Source organism: Cnuella takakiae (assembly GCF_001953305.1).
GTDB lineage: Bacteria > Bacteroidota > Bacteroidia > Chitinophagales > Chitinophagaceae > Flavisolibacter > Flavisolibacter takakiae.
The window spans coordinates 2,232,082-2,253,656 of sequence record NZ_MTFE01000010.1; the positions used below are offsets into that span (position 1 = coordinate 2,232,082).

At 49.3% G+C, this 21,575-nt stretch carries 17 protein-coding genes and 5 tRNA genes; 18 read left to right on the forward strand and 4 right to left on the reverse strand.

Going from position 1 to position 21,575, the window contains the following annotated elements:
* Positions 1 to 109: 109 nt before the first annotated feature.
* Positions 110 to 1,390, reverse strand: a complete 1,281-nt coding sequence (gene tyrS / locus BUE76_RS09805) for a tyrosine--tRNA ligase (protein WP_073042213.1) — start codon at positions 1,388 to 1,390, stop codon at positions 110 to 112.
* A 103-nt stretch (positions 1,391 to 1,493) separates the two neighbouring features.
* On the opposite strand from tyrS, the gene BUE76_RS09810 reads away from it, so the two are divergent.
* The 3 genes from BUE76_RS09810 (at position 1,494) to hscA (ending at position 9,732) form a co-directional block, all read left to right on the forward strand.
* The gene (locus BUE76_RS09810) at positions 1,494 to 2,654 is read left to right on the forward strand and encodes a putative type IX sorting system protein PorV2 (protein ID WP_245798334.1); all 1,161 of its coding nucleotides are present in this window, start codon (positions 1,494 to 1,496) and stop codon (positions 2,652 to 2,654) included.
* A gap of 27 nt (positions 2,655 to 2,681) precedes the next feature.
* Positions 2,682 to 7,721 carry a putative type IX secretion system sortase PorU2 gene (porU2, locus tag BUE76_RS09815; protein WP_073042211.1) on the forward strand — a complete coding sequence of 1,680 codons (5,040 nt, stop codon included), beginning with the start codon at positions 2,682 to 2,684 and terminating at the stop codon, positions 7,719 to 7,721.
* 157 nt (positions 7,722 to 7,878) lie between these two features.
* Positions 7,879 to 9,732 carry a Fe-S protein assembly chaperone HscA gene (gene hscA / locus BUE76_RS09820; RefSeq protein ID WP_073042209.1) on the forward strand — a complete coding sequence of 618 codons (1,854 nt, stop codon included), beginning with the start codon at positions 7,879 to 7,881 and terminating at the stop codon, positions 9,730 to 9,732.
* A 33-nt stretch (positions 9,733 to 9,765) separates the two neighbouring features.
* Here hscA and BUE76_RS09825 read toward each other — a convergent pair whose 3' ends face one another.
* From BUE76_RS09825 to BUE76_RS09835, 3 genes are read right to left on the reverse strand one after another with little or no spacing between them, the layout of a single operon-like run.
* Positions 9,766 to 10,923, reverse strand: a complete 1,158-nt coding sequence (locus tag BUE76_RS09825) for a hypothetical protein (protein WP_073042207.1) — start codon at positions 10,921 to 10,923, stop codon at positions 9,766 to 9,768.
* Positions 10,923 to 12,011, reverse strand: coding sequence for an acyltransferase family protein (locus tag BUE76_RS09830; protein ID WP_073042205.1), 1,089 nt, complete (start codon positions 12,009 to 12,011; stop codon positions 10,923 to 10,925). Before BUE76_RS09830 ends, BUE76_RS09825 begins: the two co-directional genes overlap by 1 nt.
* 23 nt (positions 12,012 to 12,034) lie before the next feature.
* Entirely contained in the window at positions 12,035 to 12,628 is a 594-nt protein-coding gene (locus BUE76_RS09835) for a riboflavin synthase (RefSeq protein ID WP_073042202.1), read from the reverse strand.
* Between the two features lie 97 nt (positions 12,629 to 12,725).
* On the opposite strand from BUE76_RS09835, the gene rpsU reads away from it, so the two are divergent.
* From rpsU to rplJ, 15 genes are all read left to right on the forward strand, one after another.
* A complete protein-coding gene (gene rpsU, locus BUE76_RS09840) occupies positions 12,726 to 12,923 on the forward strand; it encodes a 30S ribosomal protein S21 (RefSeq protein ID WP_073042201.1) in 198 nt (65 codons plus the stop codon).
* Between the two features lie 62 nt (positions 12,924 to 12,985).
* Positions 12,986 to 13,915: a tyrosine-type recombinase/integrase gene (locus BUE76_RS09845; RefSeq protein ID WP_073042630.1), complete on the forward strand. Its 930-nt coding sequence runs from the start codon at positions 12,986 to 12,988 to the stop codon at positions 13,913 to 13,915.
* Between the two features lie 230 nt (positions 13,916 to 14,145).
* A complete protein-coding gene (hpf, locus tag BUE76_RS09850; protein ID WP_073042199.1) occupies positions 14,146 to 14,448 on the forward strand; it encodes a ribosome hibernation-promoting factor, HPF/YfiA family in 303 nt (100 codons plus the stop codon).
* A gap of 329 nt (positions 14,449 to 14,777) precedes the next feature.
* Positions 14,778 to 14,853: transfer RNA gene (locus BUE76_RS09855), tRNA-Thr, on the forward strand.
* A gap of 82 nt (positions 14,854 to 14,935) precedes the next feature.
* Positions 14,936 to 15,018 (forward strand) — tRNA-Tyr (locus BUE76_RS09860).
* A 113-nt stretch (positions 15,019 to 15,131) separates the two neighbouring features.
* Positions 15,132 to 15,204, forward strand: a tRNA-Gly gene (locus tag BUE76_RS09865).
* A 74-nt stretch (positions 15,205 to 15,278) separates the two neighbouring features.
* Positions 15,279 to 15,353: transfer RNA gene (locus BUE76_RS09870), tRNA-Thr, on the forward strand.
* A 237-nt stretch (positions 15,354 to 15,590) separates the two neighbouring features.
* On the forward strand, positions 15,591 to 16,778 hold the full coding sequence (gene tuf / locus BUE76_RS09875) for an elongation factor Tu (RefSeq protein ID WP_073042197.1): 1,188 nt from the start codon (positions 15,591 to 15,593) through the stop codon (positions 16,776 to 16,778).
* Positions 16,779 to 16,862: 84 nt separating this feature from the next.
* A tRNA-Trp gene (locus BUE76_RS09880) sits at positions 16,863 to 16,933 on the forward strand.
* A gap of 108 nt (positions 16,934 to 17,041) precedes the next feature.
* Positions 17,042 to 17,233 (forward strand): preprotein translocase subunit SecE, encoded by a 192-nt coding sequence (gene secE, locus BUE76_RS09885; RefSeq protein ID WP_073042195.1) that lies wholly within the window; start codon positions 17,042 to 17,044, stop codon positions 17,231 to 17,233.
* Between the two features lie 6 nt (positions 17,234 to 17,239).
* Positions 17,240 to 17,827, forward strand: coding sequence for a transcription termination/antitermination protein NusG (gene nusG, locus BUE76_RS09890; protein WP_073042193.1), 588 nt, complete (start codon positions 17,240 to 17,242; stop codon positions 17,825 to 17,827).
* Positions 17,828 to 17,889: 62 nt separating this feature from the next.
* A complete protein-coding gene (locus BUE76_RS09895) occupies positions 17,890 to 19,539 on the forward strand; it encodes an ArnT family glycosyltransferase (RefSeq protein ID WP_083596458.1) in 1,650 nt (549 codons plus the stop codon).
* A gap of 161 nt (positions 19,540 to 19,700) precedes the next feature.
* Positions 19,701 to 20,144 (forward strand): 50S ribosomal protein L11, encoded by a 444-nt coding sequence (rplK, locus tag BUE76_RS09900; RefSeq protein WP_073042189.1) that lies wholly within the window; start codon positions 19,701 to 19,703, stop codon positions 20,142 to 20,144.
* Between the two features lie 28 nt (positions 20,145 to 20,172).
* Entirely contained in the window at positions 20,173 to 20,868 is a 696-nt protein-coding gene (gene rplA / locus BUE76_RS09905) for a 50S ribosomal protein L1 (protein ID WP_073042187.1), read from the forward strand.
* Between the two features lie 39 nt (positions 20,869 to 20,907).
* Complete coding sequence (rplJ, locus tag BUE76_RS09910; RefSeq protein ID WP_073042185.1) at positions 20,908 to 21,444, forward strand: 50S ribosomal protein L10; 537 nt, start codon at positions 20,908 to 20,910, stop codon at positions 21,442 to 21,444.
* Positions 21,445 to 21,575: the final 131 nt, after the last annotated feature.

Genomic DNA, 21,575 nt, shown 5'->3' on the forward strand with positions numbered 1-21,575 from the left:
GTTACCCGCTGTCCCGATTGGGAGTGCAAATATACGGGCGACTTTTATTCTGCAAAAAGTTTTTTCCTTTTTTCTGAAAAAAAATTTTGACAACACCCTGATCCTTAGCCTATACGGCCTTTACGAGGTAGTAGTTTTTTTTGCCTTTCTGCACCAGCAGGTACTCGTTGTGCAGCAACAGCGCGGTGTTTACCGGCATATTGGCGTCGCCCACTTTATTGCGGTTGATGCTTACGCCACCGTTCTGTACCATCTTGCGGGCTTCGCCTTTGCTGGGGAAGATTTTGGTGTCGGCAAGAAAGGAAATTACATCCACGCCTGTTTCCAGCTGGGTGCGGGCAAAATCAATCTTTTGCAGGCCCTCCATATTTTCCAAATCTTCCCTGCTCAGTGATTCGGCAGGTGCATTTTGCTGGGCAAACAGCTTCTCGGTTGTTTCGATGGCCTTGTTGTATTCGGCTTCGCCGTGGATAAAGCTGGTTACTTCTTTTGCAAGGGTTTTTTGCAGCAGGCGCTTGCCTGGGTCTTGCTGGTGCTCGGCAACCAGGCTATCGATGGTAGCGCGGTCAAGGAAGGTAAAAATGCGGATCCACTTTTCAGCATCGGCATCGGTGGCGTTGAGCCAAAACTGGTAGAACTGGTAGGGCGTTGTTTTCTCCGCATCCAGCCATACGTTGCCGGCTTCGCTTTTACCAAACTTACCGCCGTCGGCCTTGGTGATGAGCGGACAGGTAAAGGCAAAGGCTTCGCCACCCACCTTGCGGCGGATCAGCTCGGTGCCGGTAGTGATATTGCCCCACTGGTCGGAACCGCCCATCTGCAATTTGATATTGTGCTGCTGGTAGAGGTGGAAGAAATCGTAACCCTGTATCAGTTGGTAGGTAAACTCGGTAAAGGAAATACCCGCATCGCCTTCAATACGTTTGCGCACGCTCTCCTTGCTCATCATGTAGTTAACAGTGATGTGCTTACCGGTGTCGCGGATAAAGTCGAGGAAGGAAATATTTTTAAACCAGTCGTAGTTGTTCACCATCACGGCCGCGTTGGGCAGTGCCGCGTCGAAGTTGAGGTAACGTTCCAACTGCTTTTTAACACCTGCCTGGTTGCGCTGCAGGATGTCTTCGCTTAGCAGGTTGCGTTCAGCGCTCTTACCGCTGGGGTCGCCTACCATGCCGGTAGCGCCGCCAACCAATGCATAAGGTTTATGACCCGCACGCTGCAGGTGCACCAGCAGCATGATGGGAACGAGGTTGCCAATATGGAGCGAGTCGGCAGTAGGGTCGAAACCAATATAGGCGGACGTCATCTCTTTTTGCAATTGTTCTTCGGTACCCGGCATCACGTCCTGTACCATGCCGCGCCAGCGCAGCTCTTCCATCAGGTTGGTCATAATAGCAATTTGAGCGGCAAAAGTAAGGGAGAAAGGCGGCCCTACCTGACGCCTGCTTTTGTAGTGCAAATGCTACGGTGCAAAAGGAAGCAACCGGATAAATTTGAAACCAATCCCTAACCCTAAGTACCAGGCTTTGAAAATGATCTTCAAAACAGGCTGCCGGTGGCAGCTGTTGTTATGCACCTGCTATTTGCTTTTGCAGGGCAACACAGTTTTTGCCCAATGGCGCAAGTACGCCAACGAGTTCCTCAACATCGGTGCCGGTGCCCGCGGGCTTGCCATGGGCAGTGCGCAGGCTGCAACAGCTGGCGACGCCACCGCAGCTTACTGGAACCCCGCCGGGCTGTCCGCCGTACAGGAGGCACCGCAGGCAGCGCTGATGCATGCCGAATATTTCGGGCAAATAGGCAATTACGACTTTGCTGCCGTGGCCCTGCCCACCACGTCGGGCAAGCGCACCCTGGCGCTGACTGCGCTCCGTTTTGGGGTGGATGATATTCCCAATACCTTATTCCTTGTGGAGCCCGACGGCACAATCAACTACAATAATATCCGATCTTTTTCCAGCGCCGACTATGCCTTCCTGGTGTCCATGGGGCAAACCCTTTGGGAAGAGGACGGCAACAGCCTGCGGTTTGGGTTCAATACCAAGGTCATCCACCGCACGGTGGGCTCCTTTGCCAAGGCATGGGGTTTTGGGTTGGATGCAGGCCTGCAATACACCCACCAACGCTGGCGGCTTGGGCTGGTGGCTCGCGACCTGACCACTACAGTGAACATGTGGCGCTTCCAGTTTACGGAGGAAGAAAAAGAAGCGCTCTACCTGGCGCAAAATGATATCCCGGTAAAATCAACGGAGCAAACCGCACCAAGGCTGGTGGCAGGCATTGCCCATCTTTTTCCATTGGGTAGAAAAATGGAACTGCTGGCAGAAGCCAATGCCGACCTAATGTTTGACGGTACCCGAAATACCCTGCTGCGTGGCCACACCCTAAGCCTTGATCCGAAGCTGGGCCTGGAACTTAATATCAATAAGGTGGTGTACCTGCGTGGAGGCATCAACAACTTTCAACAGGCATTGGCCGACGATGATTTTGTGAATCAAAAAAAGGTTTGGATCTACCAGCCTTCGGTGGGTGCAGGGTTTCGCATCCAAAATTTCTCCATCGATTATGCCTTCTCCAGCCTGGCCAACCAGTCGAGCCCGCTGTACTCGCACATCTTTTCGTTGCACTATGCTTTTGCAAAAAAAGCCAGCTAAACATTCCCGATTGCTCAATTAATATTTATGCGCTTACTGTTGATTTGTTGTGCCTGCCTGCTGCAACTGGCATTGCAGGCGCAGGTGTACAACAATGAATGGATTGATTTTTCCAAAACCTATTATAAACTCAAGGTGGGTAAAACGGGCCTGCACCGGGTGTCGAAGACCGAACTGGCGGCAGCAGGCCTTGGCGAGGCGCCGGTGGAACAATTGCAGCTGTGGCGCAACGGGGTAGAAGTGCCGCTGTATACGCCGGTAGCTTCGGGAGCCCTGCCAGTTGGTGGCTTTGTGGAGTTTTGGGGCGAGCGCAATGACGGCAAACCCGACAGGCCGCTGTACCGCAAACCCGAGTTCCTGCTGAGTGATGTGTTTAGCCTGCATACCGATACTTCGGTGTATTTTTTAACCTTGAATGCTGCAGGCCAAAACAGGCGCCTGGCAGCTACGGCAAACAATGTAGCCGGCAATATCCTTCCCGCTGAAACATCATTTACTTATACCTACCTGCAGGCTTTCAACAACCAGCAGAACGCGGGTTACGCCCTCGACCTCGACCAGTACCTGTATTCTGCTGCCTACGATTTGGGCGAAGGGTATTCCTCCGCTTTCCTGGGGCCAAATGCCAGCAATACAATCAACCTGGGCAACCTCTTCGTGGCGCCCGGTGTAGGACAGGCTTTTTTCAAAATAACGGTAGCGGGCAACCGAACTGCCGAGCGCCGCTACCGGGTACGGATCAACAATGATTCGATTGCAGGCGGGGCGGTCAATTTTTTTGAAGCCGTTACTGACTCGGTGCCGGTGCCGCTTTCCGTTATCAGTACGGCAACCAACAATGTAACGGTTACCAACCTGTCGGCCACGGCTGCCGACCGGCTGGCCATTTACCAGTACAGTATTACCTACCCAAGGCAGTTCAATTTTGGCAATGCGGCCAATTTTGAATTTGCTTTGCCGGCATCGGCAAGTGCCCGTTTTTTGGAAATCACCAATTTCAACACCGGCGGCCAGCCGCCCGTGCTGCTCGACCTGGTGAATGGATTGCGGCTGGTGGGCGATATGGCTGTAGCTGGTAAGGTGCGCTTCCTTTTGCCGCCGCTGGCGCAAACCGGCCGCCTGGTGTTGTACAGCCAGGTACCTGCCAACCTCACGGCAGTTACAGGTTTGCAAAGCCGCCGTTTTACAAACTACCGCGAGCCCGCCAACCAGAGCAACTACCTGATTCTTTCCAATGCTTTGTTGTTTAATGATGGCAGTGGGAATAATGCCGTGGAAGCCTATGCCGCCTACCGCCGTTCGGTGGCGGGTGGGGGCTATGCAGCCGGTATTTATGATATTGAAGAACTCACCGACCAGTTTGGATTTGGCATCAAGCGTACTCCGCTGGCCATCCGCAATTTCCTTTGGTTTGCCCGCAATGTATTTTCCCAAAAGCCACAACAGGTGCTGCTGCTGGGAAAAGGGCTGGTGTACACCGAACAGCGTGCCCGTGAGGGCGACGCCACCAGCTTGCGGCTGAACCTGGTGCCTACTTTTGGCAACCCAGCCTCTGATATCCTTTATGCCGCAGACCCCGGTTCTGCCGTGCCGAAGCTTTCTATTGGCAGGCTTTCGGTGGTGAGTGGGCAGGAGGTAATGGACTATTTGCAAAAAGTAATAGAATACGAGGCGGCGCAGGCAAAGGTAAGTGCCGACCCCGCCGATATGGCCTGGAAGAAAAACCTGGTACACATAATTGGTTCGGGCGACCCCAACCTTCAGGCCAGCCTGGAGCAGTATATGGCTACCTGTAAGGCCATAGCCTCCGATACCCTTTGGGGCGCCGATGTGCACACTTTTGCCAAAAAAACAGGGAGCAATACGGAGCAGATCAGCGAAAGAGCCCTGGAGCAATTGTTTGGGGAGGGCATTTCTTATGTTACCTATTTTGGCCATTCCTCCAGCTCCGGACTGGATTATAACCTGGACAATCCTGATGCCTACAACAACACGGGCAAGTATCCCGTGTTTACCGCGCTGGGTTGTAATGCCGGTGGCATGTTTGGATTTAATACCAATCGGTTTGCCCTGCGGGATGCAATCAGCGAAAAGTTTGTGCTGGCGCCGCAAAAAGGCATCATTGGCTTTATTGCTACCAGCCATTTTGGGGTGGTGAGCGTGTTGCGGATCTGGAATACGCAGTTGTACGAAAACATGTCGCGCAACGCTTATGGCAAAACCATGGGCGAGCTGATGCAGGCCACTGCTGCAAGCACGCTGTCCTCCGTAGCTGCCGGGGAGGAAAACTTTATGGTACGCACCAATGTAGAAGCCACCATATTGCATGGCGATCCTGCCATCCGGCTTAATACCTACCCGCAACCCGATTTTGTGCTTACCGATGCGCAGGTGAAAGTGGAACCCCAGTTTGTTTCCATCGCCGATACGGCCTTCCGGTTGGTGGTGCAGGTGCGTAATACCGGCAAAGCCATCAGCCGCAGCATTGTGCTGTCGGTAAAGCGGCAATATCCCGATGGGTCGGAAAAAGAACTGGTAAGGGATAGTGTTGCCGCACCGGTGCTGGCTGCAACCTACAACTATCGAATTGGGGTGGACGGGCAAAAAGACAAAGGCCTGAACCGCCTTACTGTAACTATTGATGATGGTGATTCGGTTGCCGAATTGTTTGAAACTAATAATACGGTAACAAAAGAAATACAGGTATACGAAGACGAGGCCCGCCCCGTGTACCCGCTGCCTTTTGGTATTGTAAACAATCCCGACCTGACGCTTGCTGTTTCCACCGCCGATCCGTTTAGTGCGGCCCGCAATTACGTGGTGGAAATGGATACTAAGGAGTTGTTCAACTCGCCCGGGAAATGGAGCCGGCAAATCAACAGCAGGGGCGGCCTGCTGGAAGTAAAGCCCGGTGTGGCCCTGCAAAACAATACCGTGTATTACTGGCGGGTGGCGCAGGTACCTGAAAGCGGGGCAATGAGGTGGAGCAATCGTTCTTTTGTGTACCTGGCAGGCAGTGACGAAGGGTTTAATCAAAGCCATGTGTACCAGCATCTGCAATCGGAGCGTAAAGGCTTGTTGCTGGATAGTGCCGGGGTATGGCGTTTTGCGGATAAAACCAATGAACTGTTTGTCAATAATGGGGTTTTTCCATCAGCTGCCAACCAGGCGGCAGATTTTGTGGTGTCCATCAATAACGACAACAGCCTGATCCGCAGCGTGTGCGGCGTGTCTAATATCATCGTCAATGTATTTGACCCGCTTACGTTTAAGCCATGGTTTAATGGCAATGCCGGGCAGCCAGGGCGCTATGGTAGTGCCACCGTTTGCGGGCAGGACCGGGCCTACAATTTCCAGTACAATATTATGGATACTGCTGGCCGAAAGCGTTTGCTGGAGTTTTTGCAGTTGATACCTAACAACCACTATGTAGTGGTGCGCAATACTTCGGGCACGGCGGCTAATTCCAACACCTATGTGCAGCAGTGGCAGGCCGATACGGCTTTTTGGGGATCGGGCAACAGCATTTACCACGAGTTGCAGCGCCGGGGTTTTTCCCAGATTGATTCCTTTACCCGTCCACGGGCCTGGATATTTATATACCGCAAAGGCGACCCTACCTACCGCACCCGGCAGGTGGTGAGCCAGGGGATACTGGATAAGATCACCCTTTTGGCGCCCTGTGCCACACCGGGCACAGAGGGAAGCCTGCAGAGCCCTGTGTTGGGGCCGGCAACTAAATGGCAGGAGTTTGTATGGGATGCCAAAACCGCCATCACAGGCCAGGTAAGACTATCCTTGCTAGGCGTTGAGGATCTGGGCAAAACAGATACCCTCGCCCGCCTTGGCGAAACTGATCCCAGGCGGCTCGATCTTTCTTTTGTAGATGCAGCCCGTTACCCTAACCTGCGCATTGGCGTACAGCTTAGCGATACGGTTAAGTATAGTCCCAGCCAGCTAAGCATGCTGCGGCTTTCGGGGCTGCCGCTTCCTGAAGGGGCCATAGCGCCCAACCTGCTTTTTCAACTGGCCGATACCATGGCTGTTGGCGAGCCGCTGGTGCTGAAACTGGCTTTCAAAAATGTAGGCACCCAGCCTTTCGACAGCCTGCGTGTAAAACTGCAGGTAACCGATCGCAACAATAAAGTGCAGGATATCCCGGTGCAGCAATTGCGGCCGCTACCCGGTGGAGATACCCTGCAGGTGGTTGCACCCATCAACAACGAGGCTTTTGCGGGTGCCAACCAGTTGTACGTAGAGGTAAACCCGCCCGGGGCCCAGCCCGAGCAGTACCGGTTCAATAATTTTTTGTTCCGGCCATTTTTTGTACGTGATGACGAACAGGCGCCACTAGTGGATGTAACCTTCGATGGGGTAAGGGTGCAGCACAACGACATCGTATCGGCCAAGCCCGAAATCCTGATCCGCCTTACCGATGAATCCAAACAACTGCTTTTGAACGATACCGCTTTGGTAGGTGTAAAGTTGCGCAACCTGGCCGCCAACGTTGAACGGAGTTATGCTTTTGATGGCGATACTTTACGATTCATTCCGGCAGGTGGGGGTACAGAAAATGTGGCAACGGTTGTGTTCCGGCCTCACTTTGCAACAGACGGTACTTACGAGTTGCAGGTGGTAGGCAGGGACCGGCGGGGCAACCAATCGGGTACATCAGCTTACCGGGTGCAGTTCCAGGTTGTTGGCAAGGCCATGATCTCCAACATGCTCAATTATCCCAACCCTTTTACCACGTCCACGGCTTTTGTGTTTACCCTAACGGGGTCCGAAGTGCCGCAGAACCTGCGGATACAAATTCTGACGGCAACCGGCAGGGTGGTGCGGGAAATAAGCCGGGAAGAACTAGGGCCGCTGCGTATCGGCCGCAACATCACGGAGTTTAAATGGGATGGCACCGACCAGTACGGTCAGAAGCTGGGCAATGGTGTGTACCTGTACCGGGTAATTGCGCAGGAGAATGGCGGCAAACTGGACAAGTTCAGGCCCATTGGGGATGTTACCGAGCAGTACTTCTACAAGGGTTACGGAAAAATGTACCTGATGCGGTAAGGCTGCCGGGCCTAACTTTGCGCACCCTAGGGGGGATCCCGGATGTTGGATTTTGGAATTTGTAGTCAGTAGTGAGTTTATAACCTGCATACACCTGCCGAGATCCGAAATCCCAGATCAGAGATCCGCCCTTTGGTTTACAATTAAATCCTTTTTCATGGCAAAAATTGGCATTAACCTTTCAACCGGAAGTTTACAGCAGAGCGAAATTATCGTGGGCATTGACTTGGGTACTACCAATAGCCTGATCGCCATTATACATCCCGATACAAAACAACCCACTGTTTTGAAGGAGTACGATGCTACTTCGCTCGTTCCTTCAATCGTACATTTTGGAAAAGGAGGCTCCCTTGCTGTTGGCGTGGAAGCAAAACAATACCTGATCACAGATCCTGAGCATACCATTTTTTCTGTGAAACGCCTGATGGGTAAATCTTATGGCGATGTAAACGAAGTTTCGGGTCGCCTGGGCTATAAAGTAATTGATGACGGTACCGACAACCTGGTGAAGGTTGAAGTGGATGGTAAGTTTTATACACCCATTGAACTTTCTTCTTATATCCTCAAATCGCTGAAGGACCGTGCGGAACACATCCTGAAAACACCCGTGAACCGTGCGGTGATTACCGTACCTGCTTATTTCAACGATGCACAACGCCAGGCCACCCGGGATGCCGGCAAGCTGGCCGGGCTGGATGTGCTGCGTATTGTAAACGAGCCTACCGCCGCTTCGCTGGCCTATGGCATTGGCATCAGCAAAGAGGAAAAAACCGTAGCTGTTTACGATTTGGGCGGTGGCACGTTTGATATTTCCATCATGCGCATTACCAATGGTGTGTTTGAAGTATTGTCTACCAATGGGGATACCTACCTGGGTGGTGACGATTTTGATGCCGCCATCGTGGCGCATTGGGTAAAAGAACTTGGTCTGACCGAAACCCAGTTGCAAAACAAGGAACTGGTACAAACCCTCCGCCTGCAGGCAGAAGAAGCCAAGAAGCACCTGAGCAGCGCCGACAGCTACACCGGTGCAGTGATGGAATATTCGGTTATGCTTACCCGTGAACAGCTGGAACAACTCGTGCAACCGCTTGTAGAACGGACCATTACCTGCTGCCGCAACGCTGTAAAGGATGCCGGCGTAGGCATCAACGAAATTGAAGAAGTAGTGATGGTAGGCGGATCTACAAGGGTGCCGCTGGTAAAACAACAAGTTGGCGCTTTCTTTGGCCGAGCCGTACACGACAACATTAATCCCGACGAAGTAGTAGCGCTGGGTGCTGCCATACAGGCTGATATCTTAGCTGGTAATAATAAAGACATCCTGCTGCTGGATGTAACCCCGCTTTCGCTCGGTATCGAAACCATGGGAGGTTTGATGGATGTATTGATTCCCCGCAACAACCGCATCCCCACGCGTGCGGGCCGGCAATACACCACGCAGAAAGATGGCCAAAGCGGTATGCGCATTTCCGTATTTCAGGGGGAGCGCGACCTGGTAAAAGACAACCGCAAACTGGCGGAGTTCAACCTCACCGGCATCCCCGCCATGCCTGCTGGTTTGGCCAAAGTGGAAGTGTCCTTCCTGATTAATGCCGATGGTATTTTGCAGGTTACGGCCAAGGAACTGCGCAGCGGTGTGGCACAATCGGTAGAAGTAAAGCCGCAATACGGACTTACCGATGCTGAAGTAGAGCAAATGCTGATGGATTCCATTACCCACGCCAAAGAAGACATGCAAACCCGTGCCCTTGTGGAGGCGCAAACTGAAGGCCGCATCCTGTTGGAAACAACGGAAAACTTCCTGCGGAAAAATGAAGGTTTCTTAACAGCGAAGGAATCTGAGGATACAGCAGCTGCTATGGCTGATCTGCGTGCAAAGATTGATGCCGGTTCTAAAGATGAAGTGCAGGCTGCTATTGAGCATCTGAACACTATTTCCCGGCCTTATGCCGAAAGGCTGATGGATGAAGCGGTAGGTGCAGCCTTACGCAACAAGTCAATCAAATAAATCAGAAGGGCCGGAAGGCCCTTATTATTGTGCTCATTTTTGTGCAAATGGTCTTGCAACAAAGCTTGCCAATATGATGATCATAGGCAGCAAGGGAAGAATAAACCGGTTGTGCCAATCATCGCAGGATAAAGTTGCAGCAAACGAAGTAAGCAATAGTAAGGTGACGATAAATCCAAGAAGTGAATGATCGGAACTGCACCACCTCCTTATTCCCAAAACAGAAAGCAAGTACAAGCTGTAGAAGTAAACGGCGATAAATAGGTTGTGCGCAGGTGCATAAAACGATCTGATTAAACCCCAAAAGGAAAGAAACCTTTCGACTGCTATCTGAATAAAAAAGCGGGGCTGCTGCACAATCATGTGTCCTATACCCTGCAAAGAGTTGGGGTTGATATTATTGGGTAGGATAAAGGCCGGTGCTGTATTGGAAACGCCGCACAGAATTTGTCCTGAACTGAAAGGCATTAAAAAGTTAAAACCGCCACCTGCATTCATAATTGTATTTACCATTAAGGTAAATGCGGCAATAGCAATGCTGCAACACAGCCACTTCCAAATTTTAAGGATATGTGTGTTTGGTTGTAATAAAAGGAATGCAACTGTTGCCGGAACTAAAAAGATACCCACCGGCCGCGTAAAGATCATTAATACCAACATAAGTGGTAATAATGCTATCCATAACCGTTGCCTGCATACTGCTTGTTGCAGGCCATGTAAATAGATAATGAGTCCACTGAAATAAATAGATTCAGTAAAGAGGTAAAAATTGTACTCCTGGTAATATACCATTGCAATGAGGGCAGCGGTGCCGGCAGCTGCAATCCAATTGCGGTGTGATTGATAAAGCAATCGGTAAAAACAAAGTGTAGCAAAGGCATTCAACGAAAGTTGAACCAATACGGGTAAGTAGGGAAAGGTACCGGTCTGTTTAGCAATTGAAATCAGTAAAATCTCCGTGTAATAATATCGAAACTGTCCGTTGGCCAGGTGGCCGGTTTGCAGTAGGTGGTCCGCATTGGTGATGTATTTTTCTGCTTCATATCCGGTTACTATTCCTTTTTGCAGGAACAAGGCCAGGTTGATGATGGCCCACAGCATTGCCAATGTAATGCCATGTCCATGTTGGGTAAATCTCAGTTGTAGCAGGTAGTTTTTTGAATTTGATTTTTGTGTTAGCTCCTGCTGCATTAAAGAAAATGTTTTTTTAATGCCAGAAAAGGCTGTTCAATCCATCGGAAGCTTATTGCACTTAATACAAATACTGTTAGAAGGCTGACTCCTGCAATTACGTTGTGCGAAACTCCGGGATGATTTGCCAGTATTCTACCTAGGAGGAATAAGACCGGCAGGTGTAACAGGTAAATGCTGTAGCTTATTTTTCCAAGTTTGCTGAATGTCTGTTTTAGGAGAGAAGCGCTTCGTGTGTGCTCGTAGGTACTGACATACTGAATTAGGAGCGCACAACATATTGCGGTAAGGGTATAGCCCCAACTGCCCATGATCCAATTATCGGGATGGATATTACCAAAACTATAGATGGTTGCTGCAAGGGTAAGGAGCCATGCAAGAAGTATGTACAGCAGTAGTTTTGAAAACTTTGCATTTTGTTGTGTGCCCACAATAGCCATGTACCCTCCTGCCAGCAGGCTATCAGCCCTTGTAAGCGTGCTGTGGTAATAACGGGAGTAATCTTCAGGATGATTTATGGATAACATACAGCGGAAAACAAGGACGCAACCACAGGTGCACAGGATAAGTCTTTTCAGTATAGTTTCATTGGGACAAAGCCAAAGAATTATTGGCCATACCAGGTAAAACTGCTCCTCCAATGCAAGCGACCATAAATGCAAAAGGTAAGGACTATCGGCTGTAGCCGCTTGTAGTGGTACCCAGTTAAGGGTAAGCGTATAAAATTGAAGCTGGTGTTGCAGGTGCCACCCAAACGAGGAGCCAGGTCCTTGCTGCCGGAATAGAAAACTGCCACTAATAAAAAATGCGGCCAGCAATAAAAAGTAAAGCGGAAAGGTGCGCAGTATTCTCCGTGCATAAAAGTTGCGGAAGTAACGGGGATGTTGCCGGGTGCGGAGCAGGTTTTGGGTGATCAGGAAGCCAGATAGTACAAAGAACAGGTCAACCCCCATCCAGCCAAAGCGGAACAGGGGATTGCTGTCGAAGTAGTGATATAAAACCACCAGGAGGATCGCCAGGCCCCGTAACCCGTCGAGTGCCGGGTAGTGGGGTGCTGCCGCCGCTTCCGGGGCTGCAATTGATTTCATGGGGTAGGGAGGGGTGGAATGGGTTATTGCGCAAACAGGCTTTTGCTCCGCAAGATGTATTTACCAATCATATCAAACTCCAAATTGATGGCATCACCCTCCTTCAAAAACTGCAGGTTGGTATGCGTCCAGGTAAAAGGGATGATGGCAACTGCGAGTGTGGTATTGGTTACATTGAACGCGGTGAGCGAAATGCCATTGATACAGATGCTGCCTTTTTCAATTACCAGCGGGGCAAACTGCTCCGGGAATCGAAAGGTCAGTTCCCAGCTACCTTGTTTATCAATAATGGACTGGCAGGTGCCTGTGGTATCTACATGGCCCTGTACAAAATGCCCGTCGAGGCGGGAGGAGGGGAGCAGGCTACGCTCCAGGTTTACCGTGGTGCCTTCCTGCCACTGGCCGAGGGCGGTTTTGTCGAGGGTTTCCTGAACGGCGGTAACCTGGTAGCGGCTGCCTTCAATAGCTTCTACGGTAAGGCAAACACCATTGTGCGCCACGCTTTGGTCCACTTTCAGGTCGGCAGTAAAAGGGCTTTCGATCCAAAAAGTACGGTTGGTGCCCTGGGTGGTAATTTCGGTAACCTTGCCCAGCACTTCGATGATTCCGGTAAACATGGGGCGAAATTCGGTATTTTAGATTTTCTTTTGTTTGTTATTCCAAATAGGCTTTATCTTTGCCCTTCCTAAAACAACTAAAGGAGGTATATAAAGCATGCTCATCATCGATTCTAAAGACTGCGAAAACATTGACAAGGCCCTCAAGAAGTATAAGAAGAAGTTTGAAAAGGCCAAAATCCTGTTGCAGTTGCGTGAACGTCAATCTTTCACCAAGCCTTCTGTAAAGCGCCGCGGTGAAGTATTGAAAGCAGTTTACAAGCAGCAGATTGCCAGCGGCAAACTGGAAGCTTAATACCTTTATCAATACATTGCAATAGCTGCAAGGTTCTTCCTACCTTGCAGCTATTCTTGTTTATGGCCCATCCTCATCCTGTAATCGAGCCGTTTCTGCATTATCTCCAATACGAGAAGCGCTACTCCGCACATACCGTGCTGGCCTACCAAACCGACCTCATCCAGTTTTTCGATTTTGTGCAAACCGATTTTGGCGGGATGGAACTGCCGGCCATTGGGCACACCCATATCCGTTCCTGGCTGGCCGCGCTGAAAGGTGCGGAGCAAACAGCCCGTACCCTCAACCGCAAGATTTCTTCCCTGCGTGCTTTTTTCAAATACCTGGTAAAAACCGGCAAGCTGGAAAAATCACCCATGGGGAAAGTGGTGGCGCCAAAAGCGGAAAAGCGGTTGCCGTCGTTTTTATCGGAGCAGGATGTCCGCAAGCTGTTTGAAGCGCAGCCAGATCCGAGTGTACCGGAACGTTTCCCGGAACATGATTACGACCTGCAAACCGATAAAATGCTCCTGCTCTTATTTTACCACACTGGTATGCGTTTGTCGGAGGCCCTTGGCTTGCAGGAACAGAACATCCATTTGGGTGCGGGCAATTTAAAGGTGTTGGGAAAGGGAAATAAGGAGCGGATTATTCCCATCACACATACACTGGCTGATGCCATCAGAAAGTACGCAGCGCACAAGCGCCATCACCTGGAGCAGCCGCACCATGAATCGGGCTGTTTGTTGCTGAATAAAAAAGGCCAGCCTTTGCAGCCACGCGCCGCATATGAAAGGGTAAAGCACCATTTGGATGAAGTGACCACCATCAGCAAGCGCAGCCCCCACGTGTTGCGCCACACGTTTGCTACCCATCTTACAAACAAGGGCGCCGACCTGAACGCGGTGAAAGAGTTGTTGGGACACAGCAGCCTTGCAGCTACCCAGGTGTATACCCACAATACCATCGAGCAGTTAAAAGATATTTACAGGAAAGCCCATCCCAAAGCCTGAATTTAACACTTAGCACACCCAAAAAAGGTGTGCTTTTTTCTTGGATGAAATGCTATTATCGGGTACCTTCAGGATAGACGAAACAGCCAGTTTTTAGTTCAAAGTTGAAAGTTGAAAGTGCAAAGGCTATCAGCGATGTGAACGATTTTTACTTTGAACGATGAATTTATAACTGTCAACTGTCTTCCTCAGTTCTTTCTTTTATTGTTTCACAGTTAAAATAAAGTTCTATGAACGTACAAATCCAAACTCATCACTTTGATGCGGATCAAAAACTGATTGACTATGTTGAGCGCCGACTGGACAAGCTCAATACTTTTCACGACCGGATCATCAAAGTTGATGTTTACCTTAAATTGGATAATGTAGTACACACCATCAAGGACAAGGTAGCTGAGATCCGTGTGCATGTACCCAAAGCCGACTTCTTTGTGAAATCCACCTCAAAATCATTTGAAGCATCATTCGACGAAGCTTTTGAATCACTCGTCAACCAGATAAAACGTAAAAAGCAAAAACAATTAGCCGTATAAAAATCTTTAATCCCGCTTCGGCGGGATTTTTTTTGTCCATGCTGTATAGCGCCTTGATAGTATCGACGGATGGGAGTGATAATATGGAAAGGAGTGAGGCGTATTGTGAAATGCAGTCCTGTATTGCAATTGCTGCAAACGTGCTTAACTATTGCAGGTACAATTCGCTTTCAGTGAAATAATGATGGGCCAATCTCAATTGGCAATCGACAAAAAAATCCTTCAAGCTCTGCAGAAAATTTTTCTTTAACTGTTTGTTTTTTCGAACTGGTTTCCCTTACCTTTGCCTTCCCAAAAACAACGGGTTAGTTCTTAGAAATGAATGAATTGCCGCTTTAGCTCAGCTGGTAGAGCAACTGATTTGTAATCAGTAGGTCGTTGGTTCGATTCCGACAAGCGGCTCCAACAGGTACGAAAAAATTTGTTGGTAGTTCGAATGAAAACTCCTTTCTTCGCACTCCCAAAAACAACGCATCGTATCAAAGTCGGGCAGGTTCCAGAGCGGCCAAATGGGGCGGACTGTAAATCCGCTGTCTTTCGACTTCAGTGGTTCGAATCCACTCCTGCCCACAAAACAACTAGCTAATTAGCCAATGTGCTAATATGCTAACGAAAAGAGTTCTTTACATAGTGTGCGCTGCTCTTTAGCACATTGGCTAATTAGCACATTAGCACATTAATCAGCGGGAGTAGCTCATTTGGTAGAGCGATAGCCTTCCAAGCTATAGGTGGCGAGTTCGAGCCTCGTCTCCCGCTCTCAAAAAGGTTAACGGATGACAGATGATGGAGGACAGTTTTGCTGTCAACTCCCAACTGTCAACGGTTTTCAAGCCGTTGTAGCTCAGGGGTAGAGCACTTCCTTGGTAGGGAAGAGGTCGTGAGTTCGATTCTCACTAACGGCTCCAGTTTTGGCAGGGTGATTTTTGATTACTTATTATTAATTAGGAACCGCACTTGGTCACCCAACAGTTAATAATCGATAATAAATAATTGACTACCCTTTTCCAAACAAAAATAATACGTTGAAGTGTAGCCAGCTTCAGAGCTGGTAACATAAAAATATCCTTCGATGGGCCGTATAGGTGTGTCGGAGGTTTATTGTTTCAGGTAAATTTGTAACTCCACAACTAAAAACCCATAAGATGGCAAAAGAGAACTTTAAGCGGGACAAACCGCACGTAAACGTTGGTACCATCGGTCACGTTGACCATGGTAAAACCACTCTGACCGCTGCTATCACTTCCATCCTTTCTTCAAAGGGTCTGGCAGAGGCTAAGAAATACGATGAAATCGACGGTGCTCCCGAAGAGCGTGAGCGTGGTATCACCATCAACACCGCACACGTAGAATATCAAACTGCCAGCCGTCACTACGCACACGTTGACTGCCCCGGTCACGCTGACTATGTGAAGAACATGATCACCGGTGCTGCACAGATGGACGGTGCTATCTTAGTTGTGGCTGCTACCGATGGTCCCATGCCGCAAACCAAAGAACACATCCTGCTGGCCCGCCAGGTAGGCGTTCCCCGCATCGTTGTTTTCATGAACAAGGTTGACCTGGTGGAAGATGCTGAACTGTTGGAACTGGTAGAAATGGAGATCCGCGATCTGCTGAGCTCTTACGGTTTCGATGGCGACAACACCCCCATTATCCAAGGTTCTGCTACCGGCGCTCTGGCTGGTGAGCCTCAGTGGGTTGCCAAGGTTGAAGAACTGATGGACGCTGTTGACTCTTACATTCCCCTGCCTCCCCGTCCTGTTGATATGCCCTTCCTGATGTCGGTAGAAGACGTGTTCTCTATCACTGGTCGTGGTACTGTTGCTACCGGTCGTATCGAGCGTGGTCGTATCAAAGTTGGTGAGCCTGTTGAAATCGTAGGTCTGATGGATGCTCCCCTGACTTCTACCTGTACCGGTGTTGAAATGTTCCGCAAGCTCCTCGACGAAGGTGAAGCTGGTGACAACGCAGGTCTGCTGCTCCGTGGTATTGAAAAGACCCAGATCCGTCGCGGTATGGTTATCGTGAAGCCTGGTTCTATCACTCCCCACACCGAATTTAAAGGCGAAGTATACGTACTGAGCAAAGAAGAAGGTGGCCGTCACACGCCTTTCTTCAACAAGTATCGTCCTCAGTTCTACTTCCGTACTACGGACGTAACTGGTGAGTGCGTACTGCCCGAAGGTACAGAGATGGTTATGCCTGGTGACAACACCTCGCTGACTGTTAAACTGATCCAGCCTATCGCTATGGAAAAAGGTCTGAAGTTCGCGATCCGCGAAGGTGGCCGTACCGTAGGTGCTGGTCAGGTTACTGAGATCATCGCTTAATTTAAATACAAGTACGAAATACGAGGAAAGAAGTACGAAGTGCATAACTTCGTACTTCCCACTTCAAACTTCGTACTTGGATCTACGGGTGTAGTTCAATGGCAGAATAGCGGTCTCCAAAACCGTTGATGGGAGTTCGAATCTCTCCACCCGTGCAATCATCAATGTGCTAATGTGCTAATTAGCTATTCAGCTAATAATTTCCTTCGGGAAAAGAGCTACATTAGCACATTGGCATATTAGCACATTAGCAAATTTTTTTCATGAACAAGATCTCCAACTATTTCAGTGAGTCGTTCAGAGAGTTGACCGAGAAAGTAACCTGGCCTACCTGGGAACAGCTGCAGCAGTCAACCATGATCGTACTGGTAGCCACCCTGCTCATTACCGCATTGGTATGGGTTATGGACTTCATCGCTGCCGGCGGTCTGAACTTTATCTACAAACTGTTCTAATCAACAATGGAAGCAATCAATCCTGAAAATAATGAAATCGTTCAGCCGGCAGACAATACCAAATGGTATGTACTGCGCGTGGTGAGCGGTAAGGAACGTAAGGTGAAGGAATACCTCGATAAAGAGGTGAGCCGCGACTGGAAAGACGTGGTAAAACAAATCTTCCTGCCTGTTGAGAAAGTGTACAAGGTGCAGAACGGCAAAAAGGTAATGCGTGAGCGCAACTACTATCCAGGTTATGTAATGATCGAGGTGGTAGATGGCAAACTGAACGACGACCTGCGCGATACCATTAAGAATACGACCAATGTCATCCACTTTCTGGGAAAGGAAGATCCGATCGCCTTACGTAAGTCGGAAGTGAACAAGATGCTGGGTAAGATGGACGAAATGGCCGAAGCCGGTGGTGTAAGCATGAGCGAACCATTCATTGTTGGTGAAACCATCAAGATCATCGAAGGTCCTTTCAACGACTTCAACGGTGTGATTGAAGAGGTGAACGATGAGAAGAAAAAACTGAAAGTTACCGTTAAGATCTTTGGCCGCTCTACGCCTGTAGAACTAAACTACATGCAAGTTGAAAAGCTGAGCTAAACTCTATATTTTGCCTTTTGAAAAGCTGATTCTTTGAATCAGCTTTTTTTATACCCGCAACAATGCAACCAACCGGACTATCAACCCTGCAATCCAGGTGGGGTATTGCGCTATTATTGAGTTGTTACTTTTTGTCGGTAACCATCAACCTGGGTGTAATGGAGCTCGATGGTGAAGAGCCCCGCCGCGCTATCATTTCACTCGAAATGCTGGAATCAGGTAATTACTTCAGTCCTACACAATTTGGCTGGCTTTATTACAATAAACCCGCATTTTTTAATTGGATACTTATTGCTTTTATAAGGCTTTTTGGCAATGCATCGGAATTTGTATTGCGGCTGCCCTCCCTTTTGTTTTACCTACTATGGGCCGCGATACATTACCGGTTTAGTTGTCGTTTTATGGATAAGGGCTTGGCATTGCTTTCCGCCTTTATGTTGCTCACCAGTGCCGATATTTATTTCTATGGATTAGCCAATGGTGCAGAGATTGATATCTTTTACAGCTTTGTTGTCTACCTCCAGGTCATTGCCATTTTTCACTATTACCAGCAGCGGCAATGGTCCATGCTGTACCTGGTCTCTTACCTGCTTTGTGCCATCGGGTTTTTAACCAAAGGCTTTCCATCCTTATTATTTGAAGGACTTACGCTTACAGCATTGTGTATCTATAACCGGTCCCTTAAGGCAGTACTGCGTTGGCAACATGTTGCAGGAGCAATGATATTTATAATCGTATGTGGAGCTTATTTGTGGGCTTTTAGTTTGAAAGGTGATGAGGTGTACCTGTTGGCCAACCTGCTGAACGAGTCGGTAGCTAAGTCAGCGGTAGGCGTGCGGTCGAATAGAGTTCTGGAAAAGTCTGTTGCCTATCCATTCCTGTTGTTGAAACTGGTGGCGCCCTGGTCTTTGTTGCTGTTACTGTTGTTCAACCAATCCGTGCGCAGAATGGCCTTTCAAAATGCATGGGTCCGCTTTTCGGTATTGTTTATTGCCTGCAATATTTGGGTGTACTGGCTTACCGGCCAGCCCAAAGCCAGGTATGTATACATATTTGCACCTTTTGCATCGGTTGTATTTGTAACCTTGCTGCGTTCCTGGGCACAAACAAAACCAGCGCTGGTAAACAAGGTATTGAAATATCCCGGGTGGATCTTCCTCATCGCTACTGCCGGTGTACTTGCATTGCCTTTTATAACAGCTACTGCACTTTGGCTGGCAATACCCGTGGCTCTTTTACTAGGCGCTTTTACCTGGTTTTATTTCCAGGTGCGTGCAGCACTCAGGCTATGGCTTTTTATTGCGGGTATTATTTTGCTGCGGCTTACCTATGCAGTGGTACTTATTCCCATCCTTCACCGCGCTAAAGCATACTACCAAACACCGATGGCAGAAGTAGCAGCTAAGTTCGGGAACGGCCCTTTAACTTATTATGCGCCGCCCGAAAAGCTTGCTGTGCAAGCTTTTTACCGCTACCTGCCTGTATCTTCAGATACGGTGCTTACACCCAAGCACATAGTTTCGCAATTGTCTTATTATTATTACCGGAACACGGGTCAGTTGATGCGTTATGATACGGTGCAAAGGGCAGGAGCCAACATGGTATCTTACGCCGAGGACTTAAAAGCCAATGGTTTTGTAGTGATCAAACAAATGGGCCCAAAACGGGAACCGGGCACACTGGTTTTTTACCGGCTGGACTTAACAAAATGAAATGAAACGGACCTTGGCCGTTTCAAATAAATACCTACCTTTGCGCCTCCCCAAAGTAGTTCTTTAGTGTTTCCGCATGCGAAAGCGGAAGTTCGAGGAATTTGGGAGATGGTATTGTCGCCGAGATCATACCGTCGCTTGAACCAATAAATCAGAAGAAAATGGCAAAAGAAATCACTGGCTACGTTAAGCTGCAGGTGAAGGGTGGCCAGGCCAACCCCGCACCTCCGATCGGTCCTGCCCTGGGTTCCAAAGGTGTTAACATCATGGAATTCTGCAAGCAGTTCAACGCCCGCACCCAGGACAAGATGGGTAAGGTGCTGCCCGTACTGCTGACCGTGTACTCCGATAAGTCGTTCGACTTTATCATCAAAACTCCTCCCGCAGCCGTACAACTGAAAGACGCTGCTAAAATTCAATCCGGTTCAAAAGAACCCAACCGCGCGAAAGTAGGTAAGGTTACCTGGGCACAGGTGGAAGAAATCGCCAAAGACAAAATGCCCGACCTGAACGCTTTCACACTGGAAAGCGCCATGAGCATGGTGGCCGGTACAGCGCGCAGCATGGGTCTGACTGTAGAAGGTACAGCTCCCTGGGAAAAATAAGTTTTGAACCACAAAAAAGAATTGAACAATGGCTTTCATTCCTAAAAAAAGAAAAGCAGCCAACGCTAAGGTGGATGCTAACAAAATATACTCACTGAAAGACGCCGCTACCCTGGTGAAAGAAGTGAACACCGCCAAGTTTGACGCTTCTGTTGACATCCACGTTCGTCTGGGTGTTGATCCTAAGAAAGCTGACCAGGCTATCCGCGGTACCGTTAACCTGCCCCATGGCACCGGTAAAACCAAGCGTGTACTGGTACTGTGCGGTCCCGACCAGGAAGCAGCTGCCAAAGGTGCAGGTGCCGACTACGTAGGTCTGGACGAGTTTGTACAAAAGATCGACGGTGGCTGGACCGATGTTGACGTAATCATCGCTACACCTGCCGTAATGCCAAAGATTGGTCGTCTGGGTAAGATCCTGGGTCCCCGCAACCTGATGCCCAACCCGAAGACCGGTACCGTTACCAACGACGTAGCCTCCGCGGTGAACGACGTAAAAGGTGGTAAGATCGCTTACAAGGTTGACAAAGCTGGTATCATCCACGCTTCTATCGGCCGCGTATCGTTCAGCCCTGAGAAACTGGCTGAGAACAGCACCGAGCTGATCAACGCCCTCATCAAGGCAAAGCCTGCTACCGCTAAAGGTACTTACCTGAAAGGCCTGACCATGGCTTCTACCATGAGCCCCGGCATTTCTATCGACACCAAATCTTTTGTTCACTAATCCTAGACGAATCCGTTCGGCAGGACCAAAATATTTGCAATGACTAAAGAGCAAAAAAACGAGATCATTGAAGTGTTGAAGGGTAAGTTCTCCCAGTACAACAACTTCTATGTTACCAATACTGAATCGCTCACTGTAGAGCAGGTTTCCAAGCTGCGCCGCGCTTGCTTCAGCAAGAACGTGGAAATGAAAGTGGCTAAGAACACCCTGATCAAGAAGGCCCTGGAAGCTCTCGGCAACGAGCAGTACAACGGCATGTTCGACTCTCTGAACAACGTAACTGCCCTGATGTTCTCTGAGAACCCCAAGGAGCCGGCCCTGATCCTTTCTTCTTTCCGTCAGGATTCGAAAGGAGAGAAGCCCGAACTGAAGGCTGCCTTTATCAATGGCGATATCTACGCCGGCGACAATAACCTGGTTGCCCTCACCAAGATCAAGACCAAGAACGAGCTTATCGGCGAAGTTATTGGCCTGTTGCAATCGCCTGCTAAGCGTGTACTGGCTGCCCTGTTGCACCACCACGAGCAAGCTGGCAACGGCGGTGCAGAAGCACCTGCTGAAGCAGCAGCTGAGTAATGTGCTAATTGTTCATTACACACGCAATTTCTTATAATTAGCACATTGGCACATTAGCTAATTGGCTCATTATACAACTCCCGCTTCTGGGGTAACCAAAGAAGCAAAATTTTTTTAAACCCTCCGGCGGA

Bases quoted from the DNA above. Each gene is read 5' to 3' on its own strand.
- BUE76_RS09835 (WP_073042202.1), bottom strand. From the start codon at position 12,628: ATGTTTACCGGAATCATCGAAGTGCTGGGCAAGGTTACCGAAATTACC.
- hscA (WP_073042209.1), top strand. From the start codon at position 7,879: ATGGCAAAAATTGGCATTAACCTTTCAACCGGAAGTTTACAGCAGAGC.
- secE (WP_073042195.1), top strand. From the start codon at position 17,042: ATGAACAAGATCTCCAACTATTTCAGTGAGTCGTTCAGAGAGTTGACC.
- rpsU (WP_073042201.1), top strand. From the start codon at position 12,726: ATGCTCATCATCGATTCTAAAGACTGCGAAAACATTGACAAGGCCCTC.
- BUE76_RS09895 (WP_083596458.1), top strand. From the start codon at position 17,890: ATGCAACCAACCGGACTATCAACCCTGCAATCCAGGTGGGGTATTGCG.
- porU2 (WP_073042211.1), top strand. From the start codon at position 2,682: ATGCGCTTACTGTTGATTTGTTGTGCCTGCCTGCTGCAACTGGCATTG.
- rplJ (WP_073042185.1), top strand. From the start codon at position 20,908: ATGACTAAAGAGCAAAAAAACGAGATCATTGAAGTGTTGAAGGGTAAG.
- rplK (WP_073042189.1), top strand. From the start codon at position 19,701: ATGGCAAAAGAAATCACTGGCTACGTTAAGCTGCAGGTGAAGGGTGGC.
- BUE76_RS09845 (WP_073042630.1), top strand. From the start codon at position 12,986: ATGGCCCATCCTCATCCTGTAATCGAGCCGTTTCTGCATTATCTCCAA.
- tuf (WP_073042197.1), top strand. From the start codon at position 15,591: ATGGCAAAAGAGAACTTTAAGCGGGACAAACCGCACGTAAACGTTGGT.
- nusG (WP_073042193.1), top strand. From the start codon at position 17,240: ATGGAAGCAATCAATCCTGAAAATAATGAAATCGTTCAGCCGGCAGAC.
- hpf (WP_073042199.1), top strand. From the start codon at position 14,146: ATGAACGTACAAATCCAAACTCATCACTTTGATGCGGATCAAAAACTG.
- BUE76_RS09830 (WP_073042205.1), bottom strand. From the start codon at position 12,011: ATGAAATCAATTGCAGCCCCGGAAGCGGCGGCAGCACCCCACTACCCG.
- rplA (WP_073042187.1), top strand. From the start codon at position 20,173: ATGGCTTTCATTCCTAAAAAAAGAAAAGCAGCCAACGCTAAGGTGGAT.
- tyrS (WP_073042213.1), bottom strand. From the start codon at position 1,390: ATGACCAACCTGATGGAAGAGCTGCGCTGGCGCGGCATGGTACAGGAC.
- BUE76_RS09825 (WP_073042207.1), bottom strand. From the start codon at position 10,923: ATGCAGCAGGAGCTAACACAAAAATCAAATTCAAAAAACTACCTGCTA.